Source organism: Gemmatimonadaceae bacterium, assembly GCA_016720905.1.
GTDB lineage: Bacteria > Gemmatimonadota > Gemmatimonadetes > Gemmatimonadales > Gemmatimonadaceae > Gemmatimonas.
Genome location: JADKJT010000001.1, coordinates 1 through 16,470, shown reverse-complemented (window position 1 = coordinate 16,470; position 16,470 = coordinate 1). Strand labels below are relative to the sequence as shown.

Annotated in this window: 14 protein-coding genes; 9 read left to right on the top strand and 5 right to left on the bottom strand. The window is 63.5% G+C overall.

Translation table 11 applies throughout. The features are described from left to right. Positions 1 to 21 precede the first annotated feature (21 nt). A complete protein-coding gene (locus IPP90_00070) occupies positions 22 to 204 on the bottom strand; it encodes a hypothetical protein (protein ID MBL0169111.1) in 183 nt (60 codons plus the stop codon). A gap of 385 nt (positions 205 to 589) precedes the next feature. Between IPP90_00070 and IPP90_00065 the strand changes: the two genes are divergently transcribed. The 9 genes from IPP90_00065 to IPP90_00025 all read left to right on the top strand — a co-directional run bounded on the left by IPP90_00065 (position 590) and on the right by IPP90_00025 (position 8,421). Further along, positions 590 to 1,417, top strand: coding sequence for a four helix bundle protein (locus IPP90_00065; GenBank protein MBL0169110.1), 828 nt, complete (start codon positions 590 to 592; stop codon positions 1,415 to 1,417). Between the two features lie 100 nt (positions 1,418 to 1,517). Further along, positions 1,518 to 2,084 carry a GTP cyclohydrolase I FolE gene (gene folE, locus IPP90_00060; protein MBL0169109.1) on the top strand — a complete coding sequence of 189 codons (567 nt, stop codon included), beginning with the start codon at positions 1,518 to 1,520 and terminating at the stop codon, positions 2,082 to 2,084. A gap of 2 nt (positions 2,085 to 2,086) precedes the next feature. Next, positions 2,087 to 2,794 (top strand): SDR family oxidoreductase, encoded by a 708-nt coding sequence (locus IPP90_00055; GenBank protein MBL0169108.1) that lies wholly within the window; start codon positions 2,087 to 2,089, stop codon positions 2,792 to 2,794. Positions 2,795 to 2,912: 118 nt separating this feature from the next. After that, positions 2,913 to 3,548, top strand: coding sequence for a hypothetical protein (locus tag IPP90_00050; GenBank protein ID MBL0169107.1), 636 nt, complete (start codon positions 2,913 to 2,915; stop codon positions 3,546 to 3,548). Positions 3,549 to 3,566: 18 nt separating this feature from the next. After that, a complete protein-coding gene (locus tag IPP90_00045; protein ID MBL0169106.1) occupies positions 3,567 to 4,199 on the top strand; it encodes a hypothetical protein in 633 nt (210 codons plus the stop codon). Positions 4,200 to 4,283: 84 nt separating this feature from the next. After that, the gene (locus IPP90_00040) at positions 4,284 to 4,868 is read left to right on the top strand and encodes a type IV toxin-antitoxin system AbiEi family antitoxin domain-containing protein (protein ID MBL0169105.1); all 585 of its coding nucleotides are present in this window, start codon (positions 4,284 to 4,286) and stop codon (positions 4,866 to 4,868) included. Further along, complete coding sequence (locus tag IPP90_00035; protein MBL0169104.1) at positions 4,865 to 5,692, top strand: nucleotidyl transferase AbiEii/AbiGii toxin family protein; 828 nt, start codon at positions 4,865 to 4,867, stop codon at positions 5,690 to 5,692. Before IPP90_00040 ends, IPP90_00035 begins: the two co-directional genes overlap by 4 nt. A gap of 64 nt (positions 5,693 to 5,756) precedes the next feature. Next, the gene (locus IPP90_00030; protein ID MBL0169103.1) at positions 5,757 to 7,184 is read left to right on the top strand and encodes a DEAD/DEAH box helicase; all 1,428 of its coding nucleotides are present in this window, start codon (positions 5,757 to 5,759) and stop codon (positions 7,182 to 7,184) included. Positions 7,185 to 7,191: 7 nt separating this feature from the next. Continuing rightward, a complete protein-coding gene (locus tag IPP90_00025; GenBank protein MBL0169102.1) occupies positions 7,192 to 8,421 on the top strand; it encodes a DUF790 family protein in 1,230 nt (409 codons plus the stop codon). Between the two features lie 228 nt (positions 8,422 to 8,649). Here IPP90_00025 and IPP90_00020 read toward each other — a convergent pair whose 3' ends face one another. The 4 genes from IPP90_00020 to IPP90_00005 form a co-directional block, all read right to left on the bottom strand. Further along, positions 8,650 to 9,870: an ATP-binding protein gene (locus IPP90_00020; protein ID MBL0169101.1), complete on the bottom strand. Its 1,221-nt coding sequence runs from the start codon at positions 9,868 to 9,870 to the stop codon at positions 8,650 to 8,652. A gap of 371 nt (positions 9,871 to 10,241) precedes the next feature. Further along, positions 10,242 to 13,382 (bottom strand): AAA family ATPase, encoded by a 3,141-nt coding sequence (locus tag IPP90_00015; GenBank protein MBL0169100.1) that lies wholly within the window; start codon positions 13,380 to 13,382, stop codon positions 10,242 to 10,244. A 466-nt stretch (positions 13,383 to 13,848) separates the two neighbouring features. Then, on the bottom strand, positions 13,849 to 14,184 hold the full coding sequence (locus IPP90_00010; protein ID MBL0169099.1) for a winged helix-turn-helix domain-containing protein: 336 nt from the start codon (positions 14,182 to 14,184) through the stop codon (positions 13,849 to 13,851). A gap of 1,126 nt (positions 14,185 to 15,310) precedes the next feature. Then, positions 15,311 to 16,237, bottom strand: coding sequence for a serine/threonine-protein phosphatase (locus IPP90_00005; GenBank protein ID MBL0169098.1), 927 nt, complete (start codon positions 16,235 to 16,237; stop codon positions 15,311 to 15,313). Positions 16,238 to 16,470: the final 233 nt, after the last annotated feature.

Below are 16,470 nucleotides of genomic sequence, written 5' to 3'. Positions count from 1 at the left end.
GGGTGTCTACCGTCTAGTCGGTTACTGGCACGTCGTTTTCCCACTAGTTCCGCTTGCTGGGGTGCCGCGCGCGACGATCCGCCAAATAAGCAGAAAGACTCCGCCCGTCAACAGCAGATGAATCGCGCCCGGTGCTTCGGTGGTGAACGTCACACCGGCCCAGACGATGAGCATGACAAGTGCGGCAATGATGTAGCGATCCATATCGGGATCTCGGTACGAAGGGTAAAGTACCAATTGCGTCTGGTGTTACACGAAGAGTAAGATAATCGTGTGGTTGGTGTTCGGGGCGGAGAGAATTACTTCTTGAGCCGATAAGTCCTTAGAAGAGGTCCAACAGACTGTGTGAACGTCATGCCCCAGTGCGGGGAAGGCGAAAGCGCGGTGAGGGCTTCATCAGTATTCTTTGGGCTTCAAGATCGCCTCTTCGTTCCGACATGCTGAGCCTCCGCGAAAGCGGGGTTTTGCATTAATAAGACGGGAGACTGGACTGGGACGGGAATGTTTGGGCGGGGGGGTGAGGGCGGGCTTTGTGGATAAGACCGGACACAACCACAGCGCTTAGCCGACGCGCCAAGGTCACCGCGCGGTGCGGCGCGTTCCGTTTCGCGATCGGGTTTCCACGCTGGAGCAGTTGGAGCGATCGATTGCCTCCATTCCCGCGAATATCGCCGAGGGCTCGGGAGAGAATAGTGACCCGCAATTCGTTCGGTACATCGGCCATGCGCTGGCCTCGGTGGCCGAGTCCAAGAGCCATCTGGCGTTTCTGCGCGGCGTCGGGATCTTGCCTGCCACGTCGATTGTGAGGTGGCACTCCGAACTCCGGGAGTTCACCTGGATGCTGTACGCCCTTCGCCGTCGGTTCCAACGCCCAGCCCCGAGTCGGCGCCCCAAGTCCCGAGTCTTCCGGGAGCCCGTCCCCCCGACCCTCTCCCGTCTTCCCTCTCCCGTCTCCAGTCTTAAAGGGAACCAACCGTCCGCCAAACCGGTTCTATCCTTCCCTATGCCTCTCGTCACCGTCACCCGCGTCCTGCGCTTCAACGCCGCGCACCGCGTGCACAATCCAGCGCTGTCCGACGAGGAGAACGCCCGCCTCTTCGGCAAGTGCAACAATCCCAATTGGCACGGTCACAATTACCGGTTGGAAGTGGCGGTCAAGGGATCGATTGACGAGCGCACCGGTTACGTCATCGACCTGGGGTATTTGCGCGATATCGTCGATCGGGAAGTGATTGAGAAAACCGATCACCGCAATTTCAATATCGACGTTGAGTACACGCACGGGATCATTCCGACCACCGAGAATATTGTGGTCGCCATGTGGCGGGTGATAGCCCCTGCGGTGGCGCCAGCGCAACTCGTGCGCTTGCGTCTCTGGGAAACCGATCAGAACTATGCCGAATATGAAGGCGATTAATACGCCCGTGAAACGTTCGATGCGTGCCATTCCCGCCGGCGTCGGGTCGGCAGCGCTGTCCACGGTCGACTCCGACGACCTCGTCATCAACGATGCGCGGATGACCGAGTTCGAGGACATCATCCGTCGTCAGATCGAACTGATTGGTGAGGATCCCACGCGTGACGGGCTGCTCAAGACCCCCAGCCGTGTGGCGAAGTCACTGAGCTGGCTTACGCGCGGCTACGAGCTCGATCCCAGGGAAGTGATTGGGGACGCGCTGTTCGAGGAGTCGCACGAAAACATGGTGATGGTGCGCGATATCGAGATGTACTCGATGTGCGAGCATCACATGCTGCCGTTTTTCGGACGCGTGCACATTGCCTATATCCCCAACGGCAGGATTGTCGGGCTGTCCAAGTTGCCGCGGGTGGTGGAAGTGTTCGCGCGCCGGCTGCAGGTGCAGGAACGGCTGGGCGAGCAGATTGCCAACGCGCTGGAAGAGGTGTTGCAGCCCAAGGGAGTGGGCGTGGTCATCGATGCCGTGCATTTGTGCATGATGATGCGCGGCGTGGAGAAGCAGAGCTCGCGCACCATCACGTCGTCGTTGCGCGGGCTGTTCCGCGACGACGCAAAAACGCGCAGCGAGTTTCTGGGGCTCGCGCACAGCCGGTCGGAGGCGTTCTGAGCGTGCTGGCCGGTCGCCACGCGTTGGTGACAGGCGCCTCGCGCGGCATTGGGCGCGCCATCGCCGAAGCGTTGGCGGGCGCGGGGGCCCAGGTCACGCTGGTGGCGCGCGGTGCCGACACGCTGCGTGAAGTCGCGGCGGCCATCGGTGAGCGCGCGCAGGTGGTGCCGTGCGATGTCACGGACGCGAACGCCGTAGCGGCCGTGTGCGATGCGCTGCGTGCCGCCGGTGCGGCACCAGACATTCTGGTGAACAATGCGGGGCTGTTCCCGTTGGCGGCGTTGGACGTGATGAACCCTGCCGAGTTCGAGCATGCGGTGCGTGTAAACCTGGTGGCACCGTTCTACTTGTTGCGCGCGCTGCTGCCTGACATGAAAGCCCATGGCACTGGGCATGTGGTCACCATCGGCTCGGTGGCCGATCGCACCGTGTTCGCCGGCAACGGCGCCTATGCCGCCAGCAAGCACGGCCAGCGCGCCATGCAGGAGGTGCTGCGCCAGGAACTCACGGGCACCGGTGTGCGCAGCACCTTGGTGTCGCCAACGGCAACCGATACGCCCATCTGGGACGCGATCGATCCTGACAACAGCCCCGGATTTCCGAAGCGCGCGAACATGCTGCGCCCCTCCGATGTGGCGGACGCGGTGGTCTGGGCGGTCACGCGTCCGGCACATGTGAATGTGGATGAGGTGAGGATTTCGAGGTCGTAGTGGTGAAGACGGGAGACTGGAGACGGCAGACGGGAGACATCCCGCCGACTGGACGTCTCCCGTCTCCCGTCTCCAGTCTCCCGTCTTAGACTACAGCAACCCATTCCCTGGAGGCTCCATGTTCCGCCTGATCCTTGTCACCGCATTGTCATCACTGGCCGCGTCCCCTGCAAACCAGCCCGCCACTCTGAGCTTCTTCATCACCAGCGTCGGCATCGGTGATGGCGCCAATCTTGGTGGACTGGCCGGAGCTGACGCGCACTGCAAACGCCTCGCTGAAGCGGCGGGTGTAACCGGCAAGACGTGGCACGCGTACTTGAGCCAGCAGGCTGTGGGTCCACTCAAGGCGGTCAACGCGCGTGACCGCATTGGCAAGGGTCCATGGGTGAATGCGAAGGGCGTGGTGGTGGCCACCAGCGTGGACGACCTGCACAGCGACAACAACAAGTTGTCGAAAGAGAACAGTCTCACCGAGAAGGGCGCGGTGGTGAACGGTCGCGGCGACACGCCCAACACGCACGACATCATGACGGGTGCGGGGCTCGATGGCCGCGTGTCGTCGGATACCACCGACAGCACCTGCCGCAACTGGACCAGTAACGCGGCCGGCGCGGCGTCATTGGGCCATCATGATCGTCAGGGTGGTGGCACCAACCCCACGTCGTGGAACAACGCGCATCCGTCGCGCGGGTGCAGCCAGGAGAACCTGCGGGGCAGTGGCGGGGCGGGGCTGTTCTACTGCTTCGCGGTGTGACCTCCGGGGCGTAGGCGCGTGCGCATTGAGACGATTGCGCTGCTCCGCTGTCCGGCGGCGCACGCATCATCTCCGCTGGTCACTGTGGCTATTCGTCGTGACGGTGACCGGCTGATTGAGGCGACATTGGGATGCTCGGTGTGCGGGGCCGAGTATGCGGTGCGGGATGGTGTGGCGTGGCTGACCGGTGAGGGCGGCGCGGCTCTGCCGGTCGCGCAAGCGGCATCCGTCGACCCCGTGCGCGTTGCCGCATTGCTTGCGCTTGGCGATCCCGGCGCGCGTGCACTACTGTGCGGGACATACGGTGCGGCGGCCGGCGCCATCGAAGACGCCACCGGCGCACAATGCATCGTCGTGAATGCGCCGAGTGTCGTTGGTGCGGACACGCGGTTCGATCAGCTCGTCATCGGCAATGTCTCGTCGCTGCCGCTCGCCAACGCATCGCTAGATGGTCTGGCGGTCGATTTTGCGCACGCGGCATTGCTGGCGGACGCACCGCGGGTGGTGCGCGCGGGTGGGCGCGTCGTCGCACCCGCGCAGGTGCCGGTTCCTGATGGATGCAAGGAGCTTGCGCGTGACGAACAGGAGTGGGTGGCGGGGGTGGACGTACCGATCAGTGCACCGATTGCCCTGGCACGGCCTGCGCGGTGACGCGGGCAGGGGAGCCGCGCTCCCCTCCGCGAATTCAGAGAGTTTCGGATTGCGCGAAACTAAAGGAATACTTAATGTTCGTGTATGGACGAACACGACGAGCCGCAGCCCAACTGGGATCGCCTCTTTGAAATTGCAGCGGCGCAGGAGGGGAATTTCACCACGGCACAGGCAGCGGCGGCGGGGTATTCGCCCCAACTCCTGGCCCACCATCTCGGGGCGGGACGCATTATCCGCCTTCGGCGTGGCCTGTATCGTCTCGTCCATTTCCCTGCGGGCGACAATGAAAGTCTGGTGCGGGCATGGCTCTGGTCCGAACGTGCCGGTGTCGTTTCACATCAGACCGCACTCGCGCTTCACGGGCTCTCCGATATCCTGCCTGCCGTTGTGCACCTCACGTTGCCCGTGGCGTGGCGCGCTCGGCGATTGAGAGTGCCACAGGGTATCGTGCTGCACTTCGCGGATCTGGTGGCGGAAGAGCGCACGTGGTACGGAGCGGTACCGATCAGCGGTGCGGCCCGTGCCATGAACGAATGCGCGCGCGCGGGCACGTCGCCGGACGTGTTGCGTGACGCGGCGCGGCAGGCGCTGCGGCGCGGCATCGTGACGAAAGCCGAGTTGGCTGACGTTGATGTGGCACTTGCGCCGTTCGGAGGGTTGGCGACATGAGTGTTCGCGCGTACGCATCACCTGAGGCATTCAAGCAGCGCCTGAGCGGCTGTGGGGGCCGCGTGGTGGAAGAGTTTGGTGACGCCGCGATACTCAAGGGTGGGCTGGCGCTGGAACTCAGGTTGCAGCGCGCCCGCACCACGAAAGACGTTGATTTCAGAATGACCGGGCCCGCGAGTGGCGTGCTGACCGCGCTGCAGAAGGCCGGGCGCCGAGATCTGCGGGACTTTATGCGTTTCGAGGTCGCCGCAGACGAAGGTGCCGATCTCATTCAGAACGAGGGCATGCCATACGAAGGCGTGCGATTTCGTGTCGAGTGCCAGATCGCGGGAAAACTGTATGGCCAGCGTTTCGGCGTTGACGTCGCGTTTGGCGATCCGATCTTTGGCGAGCCGGACACCGTGGAAGCCGACGACACGCTGGCATTCGCTGGCATCGCGCCCCCAACCCTTCGTCTGTACCCGATCGAAACACATATCGCGGAAAAACTCCACGCGTACACCATGCCACGTTCACGCACGAATTCGCGCGTGAAGGATTTGCCGGATATCGCGCTTCTTGGCACGATACAGCGTCTCGAGGCGCAACGTCTTCGCGCAGCACTGGAGTTGACGTTTGCCTTCCGAAACACGCATCCATTCCCCTCGAGGCTTCCGGAGCCTCCCGTGTCGTGGGCGATTCCGTACGCAGCGATGGCGCGTGACGACCGGCTCGCGTGGCCAACCCTTGAGGCGGTGGAACAGGCCGCGAGGTCATTTCTCGACCCAGTGCTGGCTGGTGGACTCGACGCGATCTGGGAATCCAACGAGTCGCGCTGGGCATGAAGCCGCGGGCATGATCCCAGTCGGAGACAGTGGCCGCCGGGAGGCTCGCCGGGTAACTCTCACCATGCTCCCGCCCCATGTCCCGCCTTCCATCGCCTTTCGCGCCGGCCTCGCAATCCTTCGCGGTGTCCCTGCCGCCGAAGCGCCGGACTGGATGCAGCAGGACCCGCGACTCGACGCGCTGGTGGCGGCTGGGGCCCGGTATCCGGAACTGCGCGAGTGGGCGATGGCGCGCGACATCCGCGAGGCGTCGGCGGCGTCTGGCGTGTTCGAGGCTCCGCTGCTCGACCCACGGACACCGCGCGAGGCCCAACAGGAGGCGGTGTCGCGTTGGATGGCGGCTGGTCAACGAGGCACGGTGGTGTTGCCCACCGGCGCCGGCAAGACGCTTGTGGCGCTGCTGGCGATCCACCGTACGGGCATGAACGCCTGCATCATCGTCCCCACGCGGGCGCTTGTGTCGCAATGGTTCACCCAACTGGCCGATGCGTTTGGCGCCGAGCACGTGGGCGCGTTTTACGGTGATGAGAAGGAAGTGCGCGCACTCACGGTCACGACGTACAACTCCGCCTTCACCCTCCTCGAGCGTCATGGGGCGCGATTTGCGCTGCTGGTGTGTGATGAGGTGCACCATCTGGCCGACCGTGCCACGGGCGAGGCACGCACGCGACTGGACGCGTTGATCATCGCGCCCGCGCCGCATCGGCTTGGCCTGACCGCGACCTATCCCGACGGTCACGACAGTTGGCTGGTGCGCGCACTCGGGCCGGTGGTCTATCGTCGTACGATTGGCGAGATGACCGACGCCGAACTCGCCCGATTTGCCATCGAGCGCCGGTATGTCGATCTCACGCCATCTGAACGCGCCCGGTATGACGCCGAATCCGAGCGGTTCGAGGGATATGCAGAGCGTTCCCAATGGCGAGCACGAGCCGAGTTGCCGGAGGACGCCTGGAAGCTGTTCGCTGCCAGCGCGCGTCGATCGCCGGATGCGCGTCGCGCCCTGCGTGCCTTTCGTGAACGCGAACGCATTGTGCGCATGGCCGAGTCCAAGTTCGACGAGAGTGCCCGCGTGCTGCGCCTGTTCCCCAATGAACAGGCGGTGCTGTTCTGCGGGGGGACCGACGTGGCCATGGAACTGTCGCGACGGCTCGCGATCCCACTCATCAGTGCCTCCACGCCGGCCTCCGAGCGTCATGCCATCCTCGGCGCCATGCGCGAGGGCACGCTGCGCGCCGTAGCCTCGGTGAAGGTGCTTGACGAGGGCTGGGATGTGCCCAACGCCAAGCTTGGCATTGTACTGGGCGATTCGACGCGCGGCGGGGCCCGCCAGCATACCCAACGACTCGGGCGGTTGTTGCGCCGACAGGGCGATCAGGTTGCCTCGTTGTTCGAACTCGTTGCCGCCGGCACGTGGGAGTTCTTTGCATCGCAGAAGCGGGGTGCCGCCGTGCGCAAGGTGGCCGACTCGCAGCTTGGGTTCGGACTGTGACACCGCCGTGCTGACCCGCGCGCAGGTGGATCCATTCGTGCAGGCGAATGGGGACGTGCTGCGCGTACACTATCTCGCCGATCCGCGGGGGCGGATTGTGCCGTTTCTCGATCGCATGCTGCGGCTGGTGCGGCGACTGGAGGGGCGATCACTTGAGACGGTGACGGAGGCGCTCCGACGTCAGGAGCGACGTGTGCGCGATGCCTCGCGGTTGGCCGGGATTTCGCGGGCACTGATTGAGTGGTGTGATTTTGATGCGCCACCAGGAGCCGCGCAGCTTGAAGACGCCCGTCGGCAGGTCTTCGCGGCGCGCGGCGCGCTGTGGCCGCCGGTGTCGGGTGACACGCTGGTTCCGTATGCCGACGCTGCGGCCAACTTGGGTATCGCCCCCGACACGTTGCAGCGTACACTGTACGACGATCGACCGGGCGCGCGACGCTTGCGTCGCGTGCCGGAAGGTGACGGTCGCGCCCTGTTGGCGCGCTACAATCTTGAGCTCGCACGCGGTGTCCTGCGCGACGCGACGCGCGTTGTCCTGCACACTCGCGGTGGATGGCGGGATGTGTTTCGCGCAGTGAAGGCCGCGGGGTTGATGCACGAACTCGTCCGGGAGGGGAAGCGCTATCGACTGGTGCTCACCGGACCGGCCGCGGCATTTCTCGTGCGCCCCGCGCGGTACGGTGTGCGCTTCGCGCGCGTGTTGCCGGTGCTGGCCCGTTCTCCCGGCTGGCGGGTGGACGCCAACGTGTTGCGCGATGGACACCCGTGCACGCTGCAATTGCGGGGGCGCGCACGAGCGGGCGCGCACGCGGCACCGGTTGGCGGGGAACCGCGCCGCGAGCGCTACGACTCGGCGTGGGAGCGACGTTTCGTCCGCGACTTTCGTGCGTCGTCGTGGGCGACGTCGTCTGGATGGACGTTGTCGCGTGAGCGTTCGCCGCTCTCGGCGGGTGGTGCGGTGTTTCTACCGGACTTCACGCTGCGACACGATGACGGGCGGGAAGCCGCCGTGGAACTGGTGGGATTCTGGACGCCGGAGTACCTCACGGCCAAGGTCGCAAAAGTGCGCGCGGCAGGTGATGTGCCGTTGGTGCTGGTGGTGGCAAAGGCGTTGGCCGTGGGCGACGCGGCCAGTGCGCTCAACGATGTGGGCGGCGAGCGCATCGTGTGGTGCGGGCGGCATCCGCGGGTGGGCGACGTGATGCGGGTGGTGGAGGCCGTGGCGTTGCGGCGGTAGCGGTGAACCGGTGGAGGAATCACCGCGTGACCCATCTCGGTTCCCCAGCACTCAACGGCATGGTACCCCAGCCTTGATTGGGCCTGCCGCAGATGCCGCCTCGCCCCAATCGATTGACGTGCGAATCCCGCTCCACGCTTACGCGGACCGTTCGACTGCGCGGCAATCATGCGTTCGAGCAGCTTTCGACGTGAGTACCCTGCGTGCGCGACACTCGCGCCATCATCCCTACGGCTCGTCGTATTCACTGGTTGGCGACGCAATGAATGTCGGCGTCTGCACCATGCCGATGTCCGCCAAGGTTCGCGTGATCACCCACCCGCGTTCATACGGATTGTCAAACGCGTACGTCGAGCCGTATGCCGTGCGCACCAGTCGATCCTGGCCGACAAACGCGGTTAACGCATTCGTGACGGTCCCGCTGGCGTCGAGGCCGAATCGCCCGCGCACGTCCTTCGTGGTGAGTCCCTGTTCGGCGCCGGCGACTGCCCGTAGCAGGTTTTGTTGCTGCGAGGTGAGGGACGCCCAACTGGTTTGAAAGAAATCTGCATCTTCATCAATAATTTCGAGAAAGGCGGCCAAGACCGAATCTGTTCCTACGTGGCTACCGGTTGGCGCGCGGTCTACGCATTTTCGCGCCAGGCGCACGATGTCCCGCGTTCGCGGACCAGCCCAGGCAACACAGGTCGCCCCCGCTCCCATGGGAACCAATCCACAACTGTCCATTCGCGAGTCAATCCAGTCCGACAAATGATGGCGTTCTATCGGACGAAAGTGCAGCGGCGTGAAAAGCTGGTAGAACGCCCGACCCTTGCCAACCATCGCCTTGAGCAGGCTTGGCTTTGATCCGGCCGCGACATAGCTGAGATGCTGATGGCGTTGCATGACACCCCGCAGATGCCACTCGACGTTTTCTCCACCGAGTCGTCCAATCTCCTGAAACTCATCGAAGACGAGGCCCAGCGTGACGCCTCGTTGCGCGGCAAGACCATCGAGGCTGTCCAGCACGCCCTCAAGGGCTCGCTGCTGGTCCTCTCGCGCCGCGTCACGCGCCGTCACGTCCAAGCTCGGCACCATGGCGCCGGTTATCGGATCGGGCGTCATCTTGATGGCGAATTGCAGCTTCCCGGCGAGATCTCGAATCCAGCGGGTCGCCGATCGGCCGAGTATGACGGAGGCCCCCGTCATCACCTTATTGGCCATGTCTGTTATCGTCGTGACCGTGGACAAGTCAGCCATGAAGGCGAACCCTTTGCCCTTGTTTATCGCGGCCACGGCATTGGCGAGCGTCGACGTCTTCCCGATTCGGCGAGGTCCGTACAGCAACAGCTTGTGGCTCGGTTCGAGCAAGGCGGCACGGATTCTCGCCAGCTCGGCGTCCCGATCCGTGAAAAACTGTCCGTGAACGGTGCCGCTGATGCGAAACGGGTTCTCGTTCGTAACCGCCACAGGCCCTCCCACTGGTGAGGATGCGCTTTGTAGTTGTACACTTTAGAAATATAAAGTAATCACATTTCCATTATGAGGCAATGCTGTTGAGACGAGCAGTCGATTCTCGCCGATCAGATGCGTCATTGCTTTCGTTTATCATGATAAACGAAAGTGTCAATTTGGTATATCAGACAATGGTGCCGACAGTTGCGTCACGTGACGTGATCAAATGCTCTCAACGGCGGGGTACCCCACCCTTGACTGGGCCTGCCGCCGAGGCCGCTCCGCTCCAATCGATAGATGTGCGAATGCCACTCCACGCTTCCAGCGAGTCCACCAGAATGGCGGTGCCCACCGACTGACCGTCGAGCTGCACGCGAAGCGGTCGATCAGTTTTGAGGGCGTTCGGTGAAATCGCGACGACCTGGTCGTCGATGGCGAGTCCACAGCGCCCGTCGCCCAGTATCTGCAGCACGATGGAGTGTGGAAGCCCGTCGGTGATGCGTGGGGGCGTGACCGAAATCGGCACGTCCTCGGCAGAGGCGTTCAATTTCAGCAGCGAAAGATTCTCGCCAAACTCTGCACGTGGGGCGCGAAGCGCAGCATCCTCGATTGGCGCTGAATGCATTCCACGATGACGGCAGGGCCCCATCGATGCGGCTGCGCTCGCGCCACTCGGCCAGCGCCGAGTTCGACGCGACGGCATCGAGCGTTAGGGTAAGCGCCTGCCACTGCGCAATCCTGATCGGCGCGCGAAACCACACGCGAACCCCGGCGCCGGTGGATGCGTCAATCGTGCGCTGACTGATTACGCCGCTGGTGAGATATCCATCACCATTCAGGAAGAGCGACCGGCGTGCCCCCTGAGCGATGACGCGCGGAGGCGGCGTGCCATAGTCGATCCAATGTGCGTTCAGCGGGGATGTCCAGTGTTCGGTAAACTCCGCATGCAATTCAGGCGCACGCGCGGTGGTTGAGAACACGGGCGACATGATGCGGCCTGCTGACGCCTGAAACATCGCCACGCCCAAGGTGCGAATGGACGCGACGCCCAGCCCATCGATGACGGCCGTAGATGTATCAAGCGACTTCCATACGGGCGACGATACCTCGCGTTCGTTCCCCGTGGAATCGATCCCGCTGATGCCAAGCTGGATACGTTGGCCCACAAACGACTGCGACGGACCGACGATGGCAATTGACGCCAGGTCGCGGCTGGGCTTCTGCCAGTGTACGTACGGTGCATAGTACGAGCGAATTGGTCGACCGTTCCGACGCACCACACGCTTGATGGCCGGGGTGTTCGGGCTGAACACCGCCAACACCTTGCCACTCAGGCCTTCCACGCTGCACAGGCAGTGAACCACCCGACCCGTCGGATCGGCGACGTACCGCGTAGCCGATGAATCGATGGCCTTCGGCGCGCCACCCTCCATGTCGACGTCCAGCAGCATCGGCGTATTGCCGGGTCGTCGTTCGGCAACCACCAGCACCGACCTGTCTGAGCGCCAGGCGATGATGCGAATAGGGTTGTAGCCGCCGCCAAGCTCCCGGCACGGGGCACTCGACTTGTCAATCGCCACCCAGCACACTTGCGCCGCCCGTTCGCTGGCGTGACTGCGCACGAACGCAATGCGGGACCCATTCGCGCTCCAGACTGGACTGTACTCGCTGGCATCAGAAGAGTCGGTGAGATTGCGGATGAGCGCGGTTGACGGTTCATAAACCCCGATATCCGAGCGCTGATCAGGATGCCAATGGCCGCTGGTGAACGCCACCAGGCGTCCATCCGGTGATGGTATCGGCGAGTCCTGATCGTTACGCAACGCCAGCAACCGTTCCACTTTACCGGCGATTGAGACCTGAACCAGGTCGAGGGCGTCTCGTTGGTCGTTGTCCAGCATGGACGAACCCACAAACGCGCCGCTGGGCAGTTTGCCCATGATCGAGACGGAATCGAGGACGGAAATCGGGAAGGCCTCGCCCGTGGCTGTCAATTCAATGGGGTCACTCTTGGACAGGTCTCCGCGAGGAATCGTCAGGGTGTAGAACGCCGACCCGTCGGCATCGGTGGCGATCATCACCGCCGTGATATCGTCGCCTGGAACGGCCACGGTGCGCCACAGGGAAAACGCCATCACGCCGATGGCGGCCGTCAGCACCGCACCGGTCATCCAGCGTCGCCGAGTTCTCATGCGCCACGGCAGGCGACGCACGAGTCGATCCACATCGTGGGCTACGGCGTCGGTGCCAAGCACTTCCTGTCCAAGCGCCCGAATGGCCGCGTGTTCGCCACTCAGATGTGCGCTTCGCACCGCACGCGCAAACGTGTTGTCCAGTGCCGTCGTATCGGCGCACCGTGCCCGGTGCCAGGCGGCGCGCAACAACAGCGATACGTCGTTGCGCGCAATCCGTTCGAGGTGCGACGCCATGACTTCATTGGCGCGCATGCGGTCCGAATCGCTGGCCATATCAATGGCGAGTGCAGCGATTTCATCGTGCGCCACCCGCACCACATCGTCAACCCGGGTTACCAGTCCGCGAGTTTCCAGGAGAATCAACGACTCACGTCCATCTTGTGACAGCAGCTGTGGGAGTGTCTGCTCATCGACGGCGGTGCCTGCCACGGCCAGCCTCAGCAAGGCGTCGCGCGCGGCCGGCGGCAACGCCGTCAGCCGTCGCTGCATGGCGCGGCCCGCGCCCAGTGTCGCGCTGAGCGCGCCGGCGTCGGGGGTGGACCACAGGTGATCGCTCAAGCGCAACTGATCGAGTTCCATCACCAGTTGCAGTGTTTCCAGCACCAGCAGTGGCGAGCCTGCGCTGGTCTCATGGAGGCCGCTGACAAACGCTTCACTCCATGGTTCAGCAGGCAGTTGGCCCAGGCTCATGACCAGTCCGCCCACGTCTTCCACGGTGAGCGGGTTGAGCGAGAGCCGATGGGCAGCGGGGGTGCTCTCGCTGAACCGGTCGGCCGAACGGCCTGTGGTCACCAGCAGCACCGGTGAGGTGCCTAAGCGCGTGGCGAGCGACGCCAGCAGGGTGCGCGACTGCATGTCCATCCAGTGTACGTCGTCCACCAACAGCACTAACGGTGCGTCGTGCGCGATGGTGGTGACCAGTTCCGTGATGGCCAACGATCGCCGGCGCAACGCCTCGTCGCCCGTGCTGCGGTCGGGTTCCGCGTTCAGATAGCTGGACGAAGTCGGGGCAAGGGCCACGAGCGTACGCGCGGTGTCGGGAGACACCGCGGACGCGCCGCGCAACTGCACCATCGCCGAGACCAACTGCGCGGCGAAGGCGTATGGGAGCGAGCGTTCGGCGGGTGTGGCGCGCACCGTGATGACGCGCACGCGCGTTGAGCGCAGACGTGCGGCGAAGCCGTCGAGGAGTCGCGTTTTTCCGAGGCCGGCGGGCGCGGCGATGTGGACGTGGCGCGATTGGCCGCGTTTGGTGGCGTCGAAGGCGGTGAGCAGGTCGGCGAACTCTGCTTCGCGGCCGACGAGTTCGGCGTAGGGGCTGCCGGACTCCACTTCGCCAAGAGAAGGAGGCTCGCCGGAATCGATCGCCCGGCACGAACCGACTTGATGACCTGCGTAGTCGCCGGATCGGGCTCCAGCTCCTCATCGGCCAACCACCGTTCAAGCCGTTCCAGTTCGATCGCCGCACCCACCGCGTCGCTTGCAGCTACATGCGACTCGAGGAGCAACCGCCACGCCGCTTGATGGCGAGGGGCAAGCTCGTGCGCTCTCCGAGCAACAAGGATCGCATCGCGCGCGCGACCCTTCCCCAGGCGATCGCGTACCACACGTGTTGCCGCGCCCACAAACATCGCACGGAGTCGTGAACGCTCCATGTCAGCCCAATGCTTGAACGCTGCGCCGCCCGGGGAAGCAAAGTCGGGAAAGAAGTCCCCCGCATAGTGTTGTAGAGCGGCTTCGGGTTGGTCATCGTCGAGAGCGCGAAGGAACGCGATGAGGTCCGAAGGGATTCGCGCGGTCAGGCGAACCAAATCACCCGTGCCTGAGAATGGATCACTCCCAGTTTCCGACGGACATACCACAGCGTTTGTCGAAGTGTATGACGCGCCGCCTCTGGTTCTACATCCGACCAGAGCAGGTCGATCAGTTGTTCACGGCTCGCGCCATTGCCGGGCGAGCAGGCGAGAAAGGCAAGGAGAGCCAGAGGCTTGCCCGCCGTAAATATCGGCTTCTGCGGATCATTCGCACTACCTCGGCGTAGGACGGTCGCACCGAAGAATGTAAATGACAGCGGCGCGTCACGTTCTATCGGTCGGTCATGTTCACCAACCGCGTCTGCATTCGGATCGCTCACTCGCGTGGGATTGCTAGGATAGCCACCGCGCGACGGTGTTCGCGTCGCCCGAGATCTGGGTAAAGATGCGAAACCCGATCAATGCGCTGAGTCCAAGGACGACAACCATAGCAACGCCAGACGTCTCTTCTCCCGGCGGCGAGAACGCCGCCAAGAATCGCACCGACAATAAGCGGCGTAAAACCAGCGAAGGCGACGACCAGTGCGGTGAGCCGTGGCAAACGACCCAAGGAGAGGGATACCAGAAAGCAGACCGGCCATGTTCACCAACAAAAGTGCGAGCAGCATAGACGGAAGCATTGCCGCCATGATGGCGTTCATTACCCCGCCTGACTTGCGACCTCCAACAATGCCGGCGAGGAACGGGCCAAGCAATGGCATCCAAAAAAGCAGCATTGTAAGCCCAATCATCCAGGAGAGGCCGCGCCCGACACTTCCGTACGGACGATGATAATCGGCCGAGCGCTCCATCGCTGCGCGTGATTGCGGTGGCGGGGAGGGACGGCGGTCGATCGCGCGGCAATTGGCGATCGCGCGGAAGTGGTGGCGGGACCGAACGAGGACGATTGGGTGGCGCCGCCGGTCGGTCAATGGGTGGCGGGTTCGGAATTGGGGGCGGACGTTTGGGTTGTTGAACGACCGGATCAGGGGCGACCACCCGAGTTTCACGATCGAATTCTACGCGTGGCGTTGGAGGTGGCGACGGTGGAATTGGCGGCGGCGTTTGTCTTGGCGGCGGCGTTTGTCTTGGCGGGGGAATGACAATAGGTTCGACGCGCGGGACTGGAGGCGACGGCTGGTTGCGCGAAGAAGGCCAGCTCAATGTGCCACTCGAATTCACCAGTCGTGACTACCGGTGTGCGATCCTGACCCCAAGTCAGAACCGTCGGAGACTCGGCAGGCGGTGGCGCTGCCGCAGGTTCGCCTGGGAACACAAGGTTGCGTGAGCCCTCGCCTGGCCAAGCCAGCGGCGCGAGGGTTGCGGTCTGAGACGCCGCGCATGTCTGGCATGCCGCCGTGCCCTCAGGAATGGACTGTCCGCAAGTGCTACACGTACGAGTTTAGTTATCCATGCGTGCTGTGCATCACTGGGGAAATGGAAGGAACTGCGATGCGCTGATGCGATTCACTTTTTGAGAGGCGGGGCTTTTCCAGCTGGTGGCTTCGGCGTTTCAACCGCAGCCTTTGTATCCATTCTTGTCTGCGACCCGCGCGACGGAGAAAGACTGTTGCCCGCCATCGGCACAGTCGCTGCCGAGCCCGACGTCGCTGTATCCGGAGTCGCGGTATCCCGAGACGCCGTATCCTGATTCTCCCCGTTCATCGACTTCGTCGTATCCCGCGATGTGTCCGCATCCAATCCTTTCTTCTTCACAATCGCGCTTGCGTTCGGCGGTTGGTAGTCGGTATCCCGGCCGAACCACCAACTGGCAGCCATCGCGGCCAACCCAACTGCGCACACTGCGATGGCAATCAGTTGTCTGGAAGACTGAGGTTTCTTTCGCGTAGCACTCGCGGGCCAGTCGCGCGTCACCGTGGTGGTACTCAACGTTTTTGTGTCCACAGATGGCATGGAAGGAACCGTGGACAAGTCCTCGTCTATCTGCTCACCTCCGTCCATCAACGGCACGGGCAACGTGATCTCGGTCGACCTCGGCAGACTGCCAAACTCCAGCAGCACGGCCGACATATTGTCGTCGCTGCCGCGTCGAAATGCCACATCGATGAGCGTTTGTGCCGCAGTGGTCACATCAGGAACGGCCCGCACCACGCTCGAGATCACGTGATCCGGTGTGCCTTTGTACACCCCATCACTGCAGAGTACGACGACATGCGGTTCTTCTGTCGTGAAAGGGCCAAACACGTCAACTTCCAGTGGACCTTCGTTACCTACTGAGCGTGTCAGCGCATTCTTCCATCGTGATCGAGCCGCCTCGACGCCGTCTGCTTGTCCGTGCTTCGCCGCTTCCGCGACAAACGAGTGATCTTCGGTAACCTGTTCGGCGCCGTCCACTGTGATATGGTAGGCTCGCGAGTCGCCAACGTTGAACACGGTAGCTCTCGCGATCGACGATCACGCCAACCAACGTTGTCCCCCATTCCGGCGCGTTCCGGAACGCGCGCTTCTTCCACAATGGCGTCATTCGCCGCGCGAATCGCTGATTCAACGGAATCGCCGGCCGCCAGTCGTTGGGAGACCACTTCCGTGGTTCGGCGACTGGCGTAGGCACCCCCGCGATATCCGCCCATCCCATCCGCAAGCAGTGCCAACAGTCGACCGTCGGC

What these genes read in the sequence shown, in the direction of transcription:
- folE (MBL0169109.1), top strand. Translation starts at nt 1,518, where the DNA reads ATGACCGAGTTCGAGGACATCATCCGTCGTCAGATCGAACTGATTGGT.
- IPP90_00035 (MBL0169104.1), top strand. Translation starts at nt 4,865, where the DNA reads ATGAGTGTTCGCGCGTACGCATCACCTGAGGCATTCAAGCAGCGCCTG.
- IPP90_00030 (MBL0169103.1), top strand. Translation starts at nt 5,757, where the DNA reads ATGCTCCCGCCCCATGTCCCGCCTTCCATCGCCTTTCGCGCCGGCCTC.
- IPP90_00040 (MBL0169105.1), top strand. Translation starts at nt 4,284, where the DNA reads ATGGACGAACACGACGAGCCGCAGCCCAACTGGGATCGCCTCTTTGAA.
- IPP90_00070 (MBL0169111.1), bottom strand. Translation starts at nt 204, where the DNA reads ATGGATCGCTACATCATTGCCGCACTTGTCATGCTCATCGTCTGGGCC.
- IPP90_00050 (MBL0169107.1), top strand. Translation starts at nt 2,913, where the DNA reads ATGTTCCGCCTGATCCTTGTCACCGCATTGTCATCACTGGCCGCGTCC.